The 15,788-nt window shown below is 57.3% G+C and carries 14 protein-coding genes and 1 pseudogene; 8 read left to right on the top strand and 7 right to left on the bottom strand.

All coding sequences use genetic code 11. The features are described from left to right. A pseudogene (locus tag CQ14_RS45545) lies at positions 1–233 on the top strand (GDP-L-fucose synthase); the annotation flags it as partial. Between the two features lie 62 nt (positions 234–295). Here CQ14_RS45545 and CQ14_RS02160 read toward each other — a convergent pair. Beyond that, entirely contained in the window at positions 296–1,108 is an 813-nt protein-coding gene (locus CQ14_RS02160) for a CpsD/CapB family tyrosine-protein kinase (protein WP_057856295.1), read from the bottom strand. Between the two features lie 16 nt (positions 1,109–1,124). Next, the gene (locus CQ14_RS45540; RefSeq protein ID WP_245320125.1) at positions 1,125–2,330 is read right to left on the bottom strand and encodes a GumC domain-containing protein; all 1,206 of its coding nucleotides are present in this window, start codon (positions 2,328–2,330) and stop codon (positions 1,125–1,127) included. Positions 2,331–2,743: 413 nt separating this feature from the next. Here CQ14_RS45540 and CQ14_RS02150 point away from each other — a divergent pair, with 413 nt between their 5' ends. From CQ14_RS02150 to CQ14_RS02140, 3 genes are all read left to right on the top strand, one after another. Then, a complete protein-coding gene (locus CQ14_RS02150; protein WP_057856293.1) occupies positions 2,744–3,580 on the top strand; it encodes an ExeA family protein in 837 nt (278 codons plus the stop codon). Positions 3,581–3,704: 124 nt separating this feature from the next. Beyond that, entirely contained in the window at positions 3,705–4,289 is a 585-nt protein-coding gene (locus CQ14_RS02145; RefSeq protein WP_057856292.1) for a polysaccharide biosynthesis/export family protein, read from the top strand. Positions 4,290–4,369: 80 nt separating this feature from the next. Then, positions 4,370–5,557, top strand: a complete 1,188-nt coding sequence (locus CQ14_RS02140) for a porin family protein (protein ID WP_156434626.1) — start codon at positions 4,370–4,372, stop codon at positions 5,555–5,557. Positions 5,558–5,688: 131 nt separating this feature from the next. Here the strand turns inward: CQ14_RS02140 and CQ14_RS02135 are convergent, their stop codons facing one another. Next, positions 5,689–8,076 carry a tetratricopeptide repeat protein gene (locus CQ14_RS02135; RefSeq protein WP_063800281.1) on the bottom strand — a complete coding sequence of 796 codons (2,388 nt, stop codon included), beginning with the start codon at positions 8,074–8,076 and terminating at the stop codon, positions 5,689–5,691. A gap of 64 nt (positions 8,077–8,140) precedes the next feature. Beyond that, complete coding sequence (locus CQ14_RS02130) at positions 8,141–9,316, bottom strand: WecB/TagA/CpsF family glycosyltransferase (RefSeq protein ID WP_199805417.1); 1,176 nt, start codon at positions 9,314–9,316, stop codon at positions 8,141–8,143. A 296-nt stretch (positions 9,317–9,612) separates the two neighbouring features. On the opposite strand from CQ14_RS02130, the gene CQ14_RS02125 reads away from it, so the two are divergent. The 4 genes from CQ14_RS02125 to CQ14_RS48025 all read left to right on the top strand — a co-directional run. Continuing rightward, positions 9,613–10,131, top strand: a complete 519-nt coding sequence (locus CQ14_RS02125; protein ID WP_057856288.1) for a serine acetyltransferase — start codon at positions 9,613–9,615, stop codon at positions 10,129–10,131. Between the two features lie 292 nt (positions 10,132–10,423). Further along, positions 10,424–10,951 carry a serine O-acetyltransferase gene (locus tag CQ14_RS02120; protein ID WP_057856287.1) on the top strand — a complete coding sequence of 176 codons (528 nt, stop codon included), beginning with the start codon at positions 10,424–10,426 and terminating at the stop codon, positions 10,949–10,951. Beyond that, entirely contained in the window at positions 10,948–11,934 is a 987-nt protein-coding gene (locus tag CQ14_RS02115; protein WP_057856286.1) for a glycosyltransferase family 2 protein, read from the top strand. The genes CQ14_RS02120 and CQ14_RS02115 overlap by 4 nt, the downstream gene beginning before the upstream one ends. Before the next feature lie 272 nt (positions 11,935–12,206). After that, positions 12,207–12,819: hypothetical protein (locus CQ14_RS48025; protein WP_430650123.1), on the top strand; the 613-nt coding region annotated here is incomplete at its 5' end. A gap of 48 nt (positions 12,820–12,867) precedes the next feature. Here the strand turns inward: CQ14_RS48025 and CQ14_RS02105 are convergent. From CQ14_RS02105 to CQ14_RS02100, 3 genes are all read right to left on the bottom strand, one after another. After that, entirely contained in the window at positions 12,868–14,325 is a 1,458-nt protein-coding gene (locus tag CQ14_RS02105) for a GMC oxidoreductase (RefSeq protein WP_057856284.1), read from the bottom strand. A gap of 7 nt (positions 14,326–14,332) precedes the next feature. Further along, positions 14,333–14,545: a hypothetical protein gene (locus CQ14_RS43145; protein ID WP_156434625.1), complete on the bottom strand. Its 213-nt coding sequence runs from the start codon at positions 14,543–14,545 to the stop codon at positions 14,333–14,335. 96 nt (positions 14,546–14,641) lie between these two features. After that, a complete protein-coding gene (locus CQ14_RS02100) occupies positions 14,642–15,769 on the bottom strand; it encodes a glycosyltransferase family 4 protein (RefSeq protein WP_057856419.1) in 1,128 nt (375 codons plus the stop codon). Between the last annotated feature and the right edge of the window lie 19 nt (positions 15,770–15,788).

Raw genomic sequence — 15,788 nt, 5'->3', positions numbered from 1 at the left:
TGGTCAACATCGGCACCGGCGAGGACATCACCATCGCCGAATTCGCCCGCGCGGTCGCGGCGACCATCGGCTATGCCGGTGAAATTAGCTTCGATACGTCGCGCCCAAATGGCACGCCCCGCAAACTGCTCGACGTCAGCCAGCTGGCGAAACTCGGCTGGCGAGCCAGTACCGGGCTCGAGAAGGGCATCAGGCTCGCCTATCAGGCGTTCCTGAGCGAAAGACAACAATAGGCATTCCGAATGACGCGCAATCGAACCTTACGCCGTTTGCGGAATTGCGGTCGGATTTGAAATCAATAGTAGCCGTAATACGAACCGACCGTTTCGGTCGACTTATTCACAACGACGCGGATAACCGGGGTTCGTTGCAAATGCCTTTGGCATTCCTTGATGTCGGCAACAGTCGTGTTTCCGATCCCCGCAACAAGCAATGCGGCATCTATTCGAGGCAGAATCGAAATCACATCATCACCGAGCAGCATCGGCGGGAGATCGAAGATGACGATACGCGACCGGAAGTCTCGCTTGATGGTCTGCAGCATTGCCCCCATCGTCTGCGAAGCCATCCATTCCGAAGAGTTCGACGAGACCCCTCCGGGCAGCACCAGTATGTTGTTGGGACCGACGCTTGCCTGCACAACCGATGATGAAAGCGGCGCACGTCCTTCAAGTACGTCGAGAACACCACCAGTGCCGCTAATGCCCAGGTAATTTCCAACCGCCGGCCGGCGCAGATCGAGGTCGACGAGCAGCACTGACCGCTCCGGCAGCCGGGAAATACTCAGCGCAAGATTGCAGGCGGTAACCGTCTTTCCGCACCCCGCCGTGGGCGAAGTCACGGCCAGGAATTGCCAGCTCTTCTTATCCATCTCCTGCAGCACCTGCGTGCGCAACATGTCGTAGTAGCGGCCGTTCTGACCGGAAGTGCCGTGAGCCACTATTCGGTTGGCTTCGAGATGATCAGCGCGAAGACGGACTTCGTTGAACGGCGACTCTGCAGAGCGCTGCAGCGGCCCTTCGGCCGCTAGGGCAGATCCGCTCAAGGCTCCCGGACGGTGCACCTCCGCAGCTCGCGCGAGTTCGACAGCCTGCTTTATTGAATCCACTGCGTGACTCCGCAAATTATCGAAACAGCCCGACCCTGGCCTTGGCAATCATGAGGTCAAGAGGTGGAAGGAACAGGTAGGCGGCGACCAATAGTCCGATCACAGCCAGTGCAAACACTCCCAGAACAACAAACATCCGTCGCCGCTTCGCACGTAATTCGGCTGCCGTCGAGATGTAGGGAATCGAGACGATCAATTTGCCATCGACCACTGACAGAAGGTCATTGCTTCTGCGGATTCCCTTGTCCAGGAATTCGACCAGGAATGTCAGCCCTGCTCCGCCGCCAAACGCGGCCGCGAACGCCAGCGCAAGGACTTTCAGCCGGTTGGGCCTGACCGGCTCTTGCGGAGCCGTCGGCTGCTCGATGATTTCGAGCTTCTCGGACTGCTGGTCCTTTTCAAGGTTCTCGCCAAGCCGCGCGGCGGCCAGTTTTGCCGAGGCGGCATCGAGGTTCTTCTGCAGGCTTTCCTGCTGAGCAACCATAACTTCGAGACTGGCCGCCGTTGCAGCGTCGTTCGAAGGCGCCGGCGCCGAAGCCACCTTTTCGAGAGCTTCGATCTGTTTCTTCAGGGACACAATTGCAGGGTGCCGCTCTGAATACAGGGCACCCTTTTGGATCAAATCAGCCTTCAGCTGCGTAAGTGTGGTCGGCTGCTCGGAGCCAGTTGACGATGCGGGCTTGCCTTGCGTGAGGCGCAACTGAGCGATCTTGGCATCAAGCGCAGAGTTCTCGGCCTGAAGTCTCTGCACCTCTCGCGCCAGGAACTTCGTCGTATCCGTGGCGCGGCTGGTTCGATCTCGAAGATCCTCGTTCAGGATCCGCGTCATCAACTCGTTGGCGACCTGGGCCGCCACCGCAGCATTGCCGTATTCGAATCCGACCGAGAAAACGATGGTGGGATTTTCCATCGAGGCGCGCGTCCGCTGCTTGAAGTCCAGTTGAAGATCGACCGGCGCGATTTTCGTATGCTTCTTGACTTCCGCGACGAGCTCGGTCGGCGACATCAACGTGCGCTTTTCCGGGAACAGTTTGAATTTGTCGGCGATCGCGATGAGATTATCTCGCGTCATCGTCCGCTGCTGAATGGCCTGGATTCGCTCCTGCGCGGCGCTCGTGACCGTAGGCCGTACCAGTTCGGACGGAATCTGCTGCGACTGAACGAGGATCCGTCCCTCGGAGAGATAGGTCGGCGGCCACAGCAACGCCGCTCCGGCGCCCACGGCCAGGATCGTGACGAACGGCAGTACAAAATAGGCCCAGCGGCGCTTGAACAGTTCCNCAGTAGAAGGCAGGCTGCAACAGATGACTGCGGTCCTCTTGCAGCGGCTGGANNAATCGTCCTCAAATTCAACTTTCTGCAGCATGTCTCGTCCGAGCGTCTGTTTGCGAGCCTGCAAGGTTAACAGTGCCGCGGAATGATCGGCGGATCGCTCCGACGCGCGATCTTAGCATCGATCTTGCAGGGATTTAATGAATAGTTGTTCAGCAAAGGGACTTTTAAATTTCAATCTTAATGGTTCCAACGGCTGCCACGTCCGCAAGTTTACGTAGATCGGAGAAATGGGTCGAGAGTAGCAGGGGGAATCCTGCAAATTGCGCTATAAGAGGTCTGTGGCCGGGCTAAGGAAGTTCAATGTACGAGGCATTTTATCAGCTGCGGGAGAAACCTTTTTCAATTCTTCCCGACCCCGACCTGATTTACTGGGGCAAGATGCATTCCATGGCATTCACGATGCTGGAGTTCGGCGTCATGAACAACGCCGGCTTCACTGTCATTACCGGTGAAATCGGATCCGGCAAGACCACCTTGGTCAGGCATCTGCTCAAGAAAGTCAGCCCGGCGATCACCATCGGCCTGATCTCCAATTCCCCTCAGGGCCGGCAGGAATTGCTGCAATGGATCCTGATGTCGCTCGGGCAATCGTTCGAAGGTGATTATCCAAACCTTTTCAAGAAGTTACAAGATTTTCTGTATGGCCAGTTCGCCAACGGAAGACGAACCATATTGATCATTGACGAGGCGCAGAATCTCGAGCCGGAAGCGCTCGAACATTTGCGCATGATTTCCAATATTAATGCCGACAAGTTCCAGATTTTGCAGCTGATTCTCGTCGGCCAGCCCCAACTGCGCGACTTGCTGCTGGCGCCGAAGCTGCATCAATTCGCACAGCGGATTTCTTCCGATTTCCATCTGCGCCCGCTCGATGACCGGGAGGTCGCCAATTATATCGCATTCCGGCTGCAGGCGGTGGGCGCCCGCCGCCCACTGTTCACCCAGGAGGCCTGTTCGCTGATTGCCTCAGCAAGCGGCGGCATACCTCGGATGATTAATGTTCTGTGTGACACGGCGCTGGTCTACGGCTTTGCCAACGACCAGCGGGTTATTTCGGATCACATTGTGCGGGACGTTATTGCAGACAAGCAACAGTATAGCATTTTTCCGGTAAAAAAGTTCTCGCGGGTTCCCTAAGTCCTTGTATCCCATTAGTTTCCCCCGTGGCTAAATAATGGCCGCGTGTTCGGGAAAAATCCCTTCACGACGGCCTAAATGTCTTTGTTTACGGGCTTTTTTGCCGATGGTTAGGGGGACTGACATGCGAATCCTGCTGGCACTGCTTTTTGTTGCCTTGCTGACCCCGGGGGCAAACGCGCAGACCCTGAAATCAGGCGACAGCCTCAGCATTTCGGTCCTGCAGGACCCGAAGCTCGACCGGACGGTCGTTGTCGACCCCTCAGGCGAAATCGCATTTCCCCTCGCCGGCCATATCCGGGCACGCGGGCTGACGCCGTTGGCGCTCGAAAACATTCTCAAGAACAAGCTGAAGAACAACTACAAGGACGACAATCTCGACGTCACGGTCGCCGTCATCGCCGCGCCCAAGGAGATCCCCGAGGACGACCTCAAGCCGAAAGTTTTCATCACCGGCGAGATCATCAAGCCCGGCTCTTATGTCGTCCGACAGAAGACGACCCTGATGCAGGCGATTGCCCTTGCCGGAGGCATCGGGCCGTTTGCCGCAAAGAATCGCATCCAGGTGAGACGCAAGGGCCCCGGCGGCGACGAAACAATTTTCATGTTTAACTATAGAGCTTACGAAGCTGGTGACGATCTGGAAGGCAATATTACCTTGCGGGCCGGCGACGTCATCATGGTTCCGGAGCGACGCTTGTTTGAGTGACCTGACGTTCGGCGGGGGCGAGAAGCAACGTGAAGAGAGCTGCCATAGCAGTCTCGGTATGCTTTGGCATGGCGCCGTCCGTGGCATTTGCGTTCGACTGGTCGATAAAGGCCAGCGAGACCGAAACGGTCGAGCTGAATAGCAATCAATTCCTGCGTAGCTCGCCGGCGGGATCGCTGGGGTCCTACACGACGCTGAACGCTGACGCGGAGGCGCGTACTCCGACATCAAAGTTCAATTTCGCAGGCGACGGCACCTACAAGAAGTATTGGGGTCCGGGCGCCGCTGGCACCGCATCGGAATTCCTCAACTATGGATTCAGGGCGCGCTACGAGCAGAGGGAAAAGACCAGATTCGATAGGGAGTATGTCGAGGCAAGCTGGCGACAACAGAGCACGGCGCTCGCGATCCTGAACGATCTCGGCGTTTCCGTTCCGACGTCAGGCTTCCTCGATCGACTCACGGCGACCGGCGGTGTCGATCGTTCGATTACCGCAATTGATACGGTGTCGCTGTTTGCGACGTCCAGCCACACGAGCTACGAACCGTCGAGCGGCGGCACGCCGTTTACGGACACACTTGCGCGCGGCAATTGGCGCCGATCGCTAAGCTCGGTCACAGCGATCAACCTGTCCTCCGAATATGAACTGCTTGAATACGGCAATGCGTTCAACACCCAAGTCCAGATTTTTCGTGAGCAGGTCGGGTTCGACGCCACTTTGTCGGCGGTGCTTTCCTTTCGTGCCAATGTGGGCGCTGCCTATCTGGTGACCGATCGAGGGGTTTCGAGTACGGCATTCGGCGGCACGACGTCTGCCACACCCGTATCGAGTTCAGTGGCCGACTGGATCGGCGACGCTGTCCTGACCTATCGAATGCTGAAGAGCACGACCTTGTCCGTCATCGCCAGCCAGTCGGTTGGCCCGAGCGTCGTCGGCTCTCTGTTCAAGCGGGATTCGATCACGGCATCGCTGAGCCACAGCATCAATTCACGATCCACCCTGTCGTTCTCAGCGAGCGGAAACCGGCAGATCTCGAGCACGACGACGGATTTCGCTTCAGCGTCGGCGACCTACAGCTACAACCTGACCCGGGAATGGCTGGCGTCGGCCACCTATCGCTACCTGCACCGGTTCGCAAGCACCGGCACGACCATTTTCGACCCGATTACCGGCACGCCAACGGTTTCCGGCACGGGCCCTGCGGACTCCCACAGCCTGATGTTCGTCGTGACACACAACTGGACTGTGCTGCCTTCCGGCAATTAACGCGTGACGACCTTTACTCGTATCGTCATCCGCTCCATCTTTTTGGGTTGAGTACCATCTCGGGGCAAACATGGTGCGCTTGCCCGGAAGGAAATTGCTGTCACGTTTCCGGAACCTACTCCGGCGAGCCTTCACTTCATCGCTGCGCGGATGCTGTCCTTGAGCGGTGTCCCGTCCGGCTCCAGGGAAAACGCCGCCTTGAACTTCTCGGCCGCCTTTTCATTTTGTCCTGCGGCCGCGTAGCTCATCCCCAGGTGATAATGGATCGCCGCAAGATTCGGCATTGCCACTGCAGCCGCCTCAAGCGTGGCGATCGCTCCGTTGAAGTCGCCGCGCTTGTACTGGGCCCATCCCCACGTGTCCTGGAACTGCGGCGCGTTGGCGTTCTTGAGCTTTTCCGACAGCTCAAACGCACGTTCGAGACTTGGCTTGTCGCTCCGATTGTCCAGCAGCAGGCTGGCGAGGTTGTTGATCGCCACTGTTGAATTCGGCTGGTCCTGCAGAATCGTTTCGTACTGGGATATTGCCGCGTCGTTGTTCCCCCGCTGGATCTGCAATCCCGCCAAGGAGAGACGGAAAGCTACATTGTCGGGCAACTCCGCGAGTCCAGCCTTGAGCACCTTGTCAGCTGCATCAAAGTCCTTGCCTTGAACATAGAGATCAGTCAGCGCAGTGTATCCCGCCGGCTCTTTCGGCTGCTGCTCGACTGCCTTCTTGAAGCTTTGCAGCGCCTCATCGTTTTTCTTTTCGGCCAGTTTGGCCTGTCCGAGAAACACGAGAAGCTGGGCATTGGCCGGAAACTTGTTGCTCATCGCCTGCAGCAGTGCTGAAGCCTTGTCCGGCTTGCCCTGCTTCACATAAGCCGAGGCAAGTGCAAGCACCGGCTGTGGTGCGTCCGGCGCTGCCTTGTGCGCAGCCTCCAGCGCCGCGATGCTTTCCTCGATCTTGTTCTGGCCCGCGAGCGCCGCCGCGCGGATCTGCTCAGCAACCACGCGGCCTTCATCGACGCGTCCGATGGCATCCGCGATCGCCAAGGCTCCCGCCCAGTTCTGCCGGCTCAGTCTGACCTGCCCGAGCGCCGACCAAATCTGGAGATTGCCGGAATTGCGACTGGCAGCTTCCGTCAAAATCTCTTCGGCGCGAGCCGCATCGCCCTTGCGCTGCAGGAACGCGACGTAGCGGAGCACGACATCGGGATTGGAGTTGGACGATTTCAACGCGTCGGCATACTGACGATCGGCCAACTCGGCCTTCCCGCTGCGTTCATACGCCACTGCCATCAACGACAGCAGCTCAACCGACTTCGGCTGATCGTTAAGTGCCTCGCGCAAATCGGAAATGGCACTGTCGAACTGGCCTTTGTCGATGCTCATGGCGGCCCGCAATCGCAACGCACCGGCGTTTCGACGATCCTTCGAGAGGATGTCCGCGATCAACGGCTCCGCTGCCGCCTTGTTGCTCTTGGCGACATGGATCTCTGCTAGCTTTACCTGGGCAGAGAGCTTCTTCTCGGGAGTTGCCGCGGTGTTGGCCAGCTTCTGCAAAGCCTGCACGGCATCGTCCACCCGATTCTGCCCGAGATTCAATTCGGCCAATGCGATCTGGTAGTCGAAATCATCGCCCCCTGCCTTGATCCGAGCTTCCAACTCGGCTCTGCCGGTGTCCGCGCCTTTCGTAGCGATCAAGAAGCGAACAAGGTCGAGCCCGAGCTTGCTATCGGTCGGATTGGCCTCGGCCCTCGCCCGGAACTCCTTTTCCGCCTCGACAAATTTTCGCTGCGCAATGAGAAATTGCAGAAGCTGAGCTTGATATGCGGCCTCTCGAGGATTCTGTGCGATCAGCTTGCGCAACAGCTCTTCCGCCTTTCCCAAATCCTTCTTGCGTGCGTACGTGTCGATCTTCTGCAGTGTAATGCGCGCTTCGTCCTTGTCGGCAGGAACCGAATCCAGAAGCTTCAGTCCGCCATCCAGATCGCCATCCGCGACTTTTTTCGACGCGAGCAACGAGATCGCATCGATGTTTGCCGGGTCGATCTCATAGGCGCGCTGAGCTTCACGGATAGCACCAGGATTGTCGTTGGTTCGCAGGAGAATGATCGCCCGCAAAGCATGGAGTTCCGCATTCGGCTTGTCGCCCTCGTTCGCAGCGTCGACGACCCGGAGCGCGGCCTCAGCGGCCCCTCCGCCCACCATAATTCGGGCAAGCCTCAATCTTGCATTCAGATCGTTCGGGTCCAGTTCGACGATACGGCGCAAATCCAGGAAGAGTGAAGTCGACTTCGTCCGCTCGTCGACACCTGCGAGCGCCCGCCAGACTTCGACCTTGTCGCTCTTGTACTTGATGGCCTTCAGGAGCTCCTTCCGCGCCTCGAGGTCGTCCTTCTTCTCGATGAGAGCCATTCCGCTCTCGTAATATTTTTGCGCGTTCTGCTCGGGCGAGCCACAGCCCGCTAAGCCCGTCACGAGCAGGAGCGCAAGAGCGCTGCGAATGCGAAAGGCCTGACCAACTTGTTGCTTCATCTCTAGCCCTGAGTGCATGTGTCAGACGGCCGAACACCCGACCGGACAATCATTTGTTCCGCTATCACACTTCCTGTGACAGGAGGAATTCGAATCTGTTCAGGCGGAATATTCGTCGCAGGCCGGCGGACGCGCCTTTGAACAGCAGTCTCTGCCCCCGGCTGGCCAATTGCTTTCGAACCATCAGGAACAAGCCGAAAAACCTAGCATCGATGTATTGCGTATTCGAGACGTCGACGATCAGGCGTTTGCCGCTGTCGAGCGCGTCCCGGAGCTGTCCAATCGCGCCGTCGACATGTGCCGCCACCGCGGCCCCGGACAGGGCTAGGGTGACGGAACCGTGATCCTCGCTTCGGGCGATCGACAGCCTGGCCAAGTTCCGCGTCCGCCGCTCACTCAGCATAAGGGGCAGGACGCAGGTCACCAGCATCTCGAGCAGCGCTTTCCCGTCGCTCCAGTAACGCCGCCAGAGATACGGTTCTTCCTTGATGCGCCAAAGCCATTCGAAGCCGGTGCTTCGAAGCATTCGCGGCGCCCGGCGGACGGTTCCGGCTTCGAAATTGATGGTGGCCCCGAACTGGGCGCGAACCGGCGCCCGGAGCCGCCAATGATTGTGCAGCAGCCAGGCCTGTGCTTTCTCGGCGCCGAAAAATACCGCAATTAAATCTGCGTTGGCGGCATTTATTTCATCGATTATTTTTGGCGAGCTCATCTCCTCGATCGCACCGAAACCAGGGTTAAGCACGCCGACGCATTCCAGCCCGCCCTTCTCGGCGTTCAGTTTGGCGCCGACCGCAGCCGCCAGCCCCTCGGCGCCGCCAAGCAGGAAGACCCGCAGACGCCGGCCTGTCCCATTGGACGATTTGAGCCGGCCGAACAGATCGCTGCCGGCGACTCTCTCATGGATCGGAATACGTAAGAGCTTGGCGATCCAGATCAGCGGCATGCCGTCCGCAAGACACAAGTCGCTCAGCAGCATGGACTCGCGGAACGTGTCGTTGATCTGGCTTTTGACGAGAAAATTGACGTTGGGCGTCGAAATCAGAAATGGCACACCGGCATTCGTTGCAAGCTCCATCGAGAGCAGCAGCGATGGAAAATCGAGCGCATCCACTGGAATGCCGAGGAAGCCAAATACATTACGCGAAAGGTCGTCCGGAGAGGCGCATTCCGAACGTACGTTCGCAGATTGCTCGGAAAAGCCGGACGAGGTCGGAGGAGTGCACAGTGTCTTCAACATAAAAGCTCCCACGAACCACAAATTTCGCCCGGCACTCCGGCGGGCCATATCATATGATTAACGAATAGTAAGTGATCTACTACGAAATTGCTGCCTAGTGAATTCGATTTAATATATGTGATTAATACCCACCCCGAATAAAAATACCAATCCCAAAAGGGCGGACGGGTGCGCACGGGGATTATGGTGGGCCGCGGACGATCGATGGGCGATATTTGAAGGCCTGAACACCGGACGGCTTCCAATGCACTGAACCCCTCGCTATTTGATTTTACCTCTAGGACAGGTGCACACAGGTGGATCAGGCTAACGAACAGATCAGTGCCGATATTCCGGACTGGACGCGGGAACGGCCCCGGCAATTCTGGGACCCGGGCCGCAAGCTGTTGCTGGCGGTTCGGCGCTACCAGTTCTGGCAGGCCCGCGGCGGTCCATTCGGGCGGCTTTGCTGCAAGATCATAGCGTTGCGCCATCGCTTCTGGAGCGTGGTGACGGGCGCCGAAATCCCGCTCACCTGCCAGATCGGCGGCGGGCTTCTGGTCCCCCACCCCAACGGCATCGTTATTCATCCGAACGCTAAAATTGGCGTGAACTGCCTGATTTTCCACCAGGTCACATTAGGCAGCCGCGGCCGCGGCGGAGTTCCCGAAGTTGCCGGCCATGTCGACATCGGAGCTGGCGCCAAGATCCTTGGGCCGGTCAAGGTCGGCGCGCATGCGCAGATCGGGGCGAATGCGGTGGTGATTGCCGATGTCGAGCCATATGGGGTGGCGACGGGATACCCCGGAGGAATGGGCAAGAAACCGATCTCGTAAACAGCTCCGATCTCGGGAGCATCGGACCATGGTCCGACCACCCGTCGCCAATTGCATTCGGCAGATAATGGCAGATTCCCTGCTGCCGAAGCCAGGCTTCATCAGACTGCTCAGCACAGCACCCGCCGGTCCGCGTTCATCACTAATCTTAACTAACCTCCCAATTGTGTCGCCGACACCGGCCATCAGAGCGCTCAATGCAACCAAAAGCGGTTCCCGTTCAATCCACCATGGTGGTACAGCATGACTGATTATTTGAACCCCGCAAGTTGGTCGCCTGGGCTGCATTGCAATGTTTGACAATATTCGAGCCGATTTTAACGCCCACGGCCGCGACGCGGGAGCCCAGGGATTTTGGGCCATGGTGGTCTATCGATTTGGTCGATGGCGGTACGGCGTGCGCCCGGCATTGCTGCGCAAGCTGTGTTCGTTCATCTACAAGGTGCTCTACAAGATCATTCAGATCATTACCGGAATTGAGCTGCCCTGCGAGGCGATCGTGGGTCGCAATTTCGTCATCGATCATTTTGGTGGCATTATTGTCAGTGGCTACGCTCGCTTCGGAGACAATTGCCGCATCCGGAATGGCGTGGTTGTCGGACTGCAACGCGTCGAGGAGCCCGTCGCTCCTGTCATCGGCAACAACGTCGACATTGGCGCAGGAGCCAAATTGCTGGGTCCGATTAAAATCGGCGACAATTCAATTATCGGGGCCAACGCCGTCGTGATCGAAGACGTTCCCGAAAACAGCATAGCTATCGGCGTGCCCGCTGTCGTCAAGCCGCGTCGCCAGCAATCGACCGCTGCCTCCAGCTCGTGACGCCTGAACGGCCATACCGCTACGGCGTCGTCGCGATCGGCCGCAATGAAGGCGAGCGGCTGAAGCAATGCCTGACGTCCGCGCAAAGCTCCGATTTGATCGTTTACGTCGATTCCGGCTCGACCGACGACTCGGTCGTTTGGGCCAAAGACCGCGGTGTCGAAGTCGTAGACCTCGACATGAAGACGGGCTTCACCGCCGCACGGGCACGCAATTCTGGCTTTGCCCGCCTGATGGAGCTGCGGCCTGATCTGCAGTACGTGCAATTTATAGACGGAGATTGCGAACTGGCGGAGCAATGGCCCGAACGCTCCATTGCGTTTCTGCATACTCATCAAAAGGTGTGCGCCGTATTCGGCCGACGTCGCGAGCGTCATCCGGACCATTCGCTCTACAACGAACTTTGTGATCGCGAATGGAATGTACCGATCGGAGAGGCTCGCTTCTTCGGCGGCGACGTAATGATGAGGACTGCTGCCCTCACAAGGGCTGGAGGATATCGCGACGAACTGATCGCGGGTGAGGAGCCGGAGTTCAGCGTTCGACTTCGCGCCGCCGGCTGGCTGATCTGGCGAATTGACGAGGAAATGACCCTGCATGACGCCGCGATTGCGCGATTTGAGCAATGGTGGCGTCGGCACGTACGCAGCGGATACGCCTTCGCAAACGGGGCCCATCTCCATGGCTCGCCCCCCGAACGGCTTTGGGTTTGGGAAAGCCGACGCGCCATATTGTGGGGCCTCATGATTCCCCTGATATGGATCGTCCTTGTCGTAGCCTTTGGATTGCCAGGCCTCCTGGCCTTCCTGATCTATCCGCTGCAGCTCGGGCGCAGAATCCTTCGCATTCCGGGAACGTGGCGTGTTCGAGTTCAATTGGCTTTCTTTGAGTTGCTCTCACGATTTCCGGAAAGCATCGGCCAACTCAAGTTCTATCGCGACAACCTCCTGCAATCTCGGCCCCGAATCATTGAGTACAAGTGAAGCATTGGGTGAGACCAGTAGACCAACGACGGATCCGGATCGGAAACCGGATCCTGGCAGAACAGCTCACATGAGGTACGGCATGTCCAAGGGCGCCTTGTTTGAATATTTTGATCGCATCGAGATCATCCATTTGCCTGAACGAACCGACCGCTTGGCGGCACTGCGCGCCGAGCTGGCGCGCGTCGGGCTGGACATCGATGGTCCCAAGGTCCGAANTTCCGAAGGCTCCCATTTCCGAGACCACAAACGGCTTTCCATCCCGGGGGGTNGTACGGCAATTTCCTCAGCCATCTCGATATCATTGAGCGCGCCTATCGGGATGGTCTCGACTCCGTTCTTGTTCTAGAAGACGACGCCTTGTTCAGCCACTCCTTCAATCGTCTTCAGGCCTCCATCGCCGACCATCTACGGAGACGCGATTGGGATGAGCTGTTCCTCGGTCATTCCATCACGAGCGGGCTACCATCATCCAAAACCGGACTCGTGAAGCTTTCCGGAGATTTTCTTTGGGCGCACTGCTATGCGGTACACCGCCGGATCATGCCGAGGATGGTGGAATACTTTCGGGAAACCATCGAACGGCCGGCAGGTCACGCCGATGGCGGGAAACTATTTATCGACGCCGCGCACACGCTGTTCCGGCGGCGCAACCCCGAAATAATCTGCCTCGTAAGCTCCCCGTGCCTGAGCATTCAGAAAGGCTCCCAAAGTAGTCTTAATTCAGCGCCGTGGTATGACCGGTCCGGACCCGCAAGGGCGCTGGCCGCAATGGCCAGAAACGTTCGCGACGAATGTTGGCGCCGGGGGCTAATTAGTGTCGGCCCAAAGGGCGAGGTTTCTTCTACTGTGGTGTCGGCGACACCGTGGCCGGAGGGATGTTGAGAGAGTAGTTTCGATGCTTTGACGGCGATTCGGCTATAGCCAACGCTCCTAGTCGAGCGAAGCCAAGAACTCCGCTAAGCGCAGAGCAAGCTTCACGATCGTGAGCGTGGGATTGCAACCGCCACCGGTAGGAAAAACCGAACTGCCGGCGATATACAAATTATCCACCCCGAAGACCTGACAATTCTCGTTTACAACCCCGAATTCCGGCGCTGTCGCCATGCGTGTCGTACCCATATGGTGGGCATGGGCGCCGACCTCGATATCCAGACTCGGATTCGTTATGAACGGCGCGAGCTGTACGCGCGCAAGATCGAGCTTGGCCATCTCCTCCGCCGTCTTGATGGCAAGTAGACGTATGGTCTTCTTGTCCCGCTCGTTCACATTCCAGTTCAACTGGATCCGACGCAACCCAAATTTGTCGGTGTCGTTGGCTAACGTAACTCGGCTGTCGGGATTCGGCGATTGTTCGATCAACGAGGTGACCAAACCATCACCGGGACAATCGAAGTCCACCACCTGCCTCATGATTTCAGCCATACGTGGCAAGGCACAGCCAGTTTCCCGGGCAAATTGCTTCAGCACACGAAGCCGTCCATAGCTTTGCGGCGACGAATTAGGGCCGAAGGTTACAATCCCGTTACCGATATTGTGTTGTCGCAAGAACTCGACGGTGGGAGACAGCGAAGCTTCCTTTCGCCAGAATTTCGTGTCGGTTACAATGAATCGTCCGATGGGGACGTTCAAATGCTCCATGAAACAGCGACCGACCCAGCCTTTGCCATTGCCAATCCCCTTCGGTATTTGTCGATTGGCGTTGAGCAACATTCGAGCATTCTCGATTGCCCCGAGCGCCACAACATATCTCGGCGCCGAGACCTCTAACTTTTGACCATTGAAATTCTCAACGACAAGACCGCGGACCCGCGACAAGCTATCGGTTAGCTTCACGTCGGTAAGGTTCGCATTGTAAAAGAGATCAATCCGTTCTGATGTACGAATTTCGGCGTCGTATTTCTCCGCAAAACGGGTGGGAGGACTCAAAGCAAATCCGCTCTGCCTGAACAATCGAGACGCAAAACGAGCGTCGTCGAAGGGCGAGAGATCCTTACCTCCGATGTCCACGATTTCCTGAGCCTCTTCCATGCCCTTGATGACCTGATCGTACGAAATCGGCCATCCCGGCATCCCGAAATATTCGCGGGCCTCAAAATCGATTGGATCGAAAACGCTGCACCGCCCGCTCCAATGATTGGACGTACCGCCAAAATATCTAAGCCGGCCGCTCTCAACAAACCAATACTGCCTTCCAATACTCTTGCCATCGTAAAGATGTTGCGACTGATCGCTGTATTCGAGACCCCCACCCTCAAGCAGCAAGACCTTCCTGCCGCGAGACGCAAGCTTCCGGGCAATTGTAATTCCCGCTGGCCCCGCCCCGCAAACGCAAGCGTCGTAATTCCCCTCGGAAACACGAGTCCAAGCTTCGTTAAAGTCAAAGATCATGGGAGGTTCATTCCTCGGCCGCAATGTCTTGGCGGCTCAAAACCCAGCCATTCACGATCGTGAACTCCATCGCCGCGTTATCGATTCCAGGCGATTGCGACATAACCACGGGATCTCGACCGAAGTGAACTCCTACAACAAATGTGGCCGCTGCGCCCGCAAGAGGTCCGAAAAGACTCCGACGACTCAAGGCAGATTTGAACGATTGCAACTGGCCCATCTACTCACCTCCTGCATGCTCGCCAATAGGCGACTTGAATTGCATTACCTATCTCACTAGCCCACCATTCCTCGAGGATCGACTGAACTGCCCGCGCTAAACCTCGCAAACCGTGCAATCGCCACCAACTTCCCTTCGTGCGGCTCGGCGACAGGCATTCTTCAACGCTTCCTCAAACATGGACGCGCTCGATTTCCAGGAGCTTTCCTCGACGGTCGCATAAGCATTCGAAGACAACTTTCTCCAATCGTCTTCGTTTCGTGTAAGCACCCACTCAATTCCATCAGCAAGTCCGGATACGTCATCGATATCCACGAGAACACCGTTCCGCTTTGTTCTAATCGCCTCATCAGGCCATCCGGTTCGCGTGGCCACCACCGGGGTTCGGCAAGCCATCGCTTCCATCGCAGGAAGGTTGAATCCTTCACTTGTGCTCGCAGCAACCCATACATCGCAACGCGCATAGATGTCTCGAATCTGATCTTGGGGTGGTGATAGGATAAACTCTGTATCGGCAGGCAAAGGCAGCTCACTATTCGGATACTCGCTCCCGAAACAGACTATTCTCAAATCTGGCATCTTCTTGCGAACATCACGAAGTGCGGCAAATGACGTACGCACCCCTTTGAATGACGCACTCGAGTACAGCAACCCGACCGTTGCGACTTCCTGCTTTCCGCGCGCAGAAGCAAAGAACTGACTCTTGTCAACGCTGTTTGGAACTAGATCGACGGCATTGTCACCATATTCCTTTTCCATGACTTGCTTGAGCCAGCGGGCAATGACAATTTTGTGCATCGGCAGTCGATACGTGGCCCGACACCGCTCAATGGGCAGATAGAAGAATACCTCATGGTGCTGAATGAAGTACGCCTTAGCTCCCTTTTGAGGGCTGAGCGCGTTAACCCATTCGGCTGTTTCCCACCAGGTCGCGACGACGACATCGGCATCCGGAACGTCAGCGTCATTCACGGGGCGCCATACATCAAGCACATGATGGTCAAGGCTGTCGCCATCAAGATGGGATGGGAGCGCTACTTGATACCTCGGCCAGCCGTCACCCTTTCTCCATGATCTAAACTTTTGTCTCAGCGACAGAGGCTTGGGCGGCGGCGAGACAAGGCAGACACTATGCCCCATTTCCATCAGTTCGCGCGCATAAATGCCAACGACCCTGATACCTCCTGCCATCGAAACTGTCGGCAAAACGAACGTGATGCGCATCAATGCTAACTCGAATGAT

The organism is Bradyrhizobium lablabi (assembly GCF_001440475.1).
Lineage (GTDB): Bacteria > Pseudomonadota > Alphaproteobacteria > Rhizobiales > Xanthobacteraceae > Bradyrhizobium > Bradyrhizobium lablabi.
The sequence above is the reverse complement of the archived record's forward strand: the minus strand, read 5'-3'. Positions and strand labels throughout refer to the sequence as shown.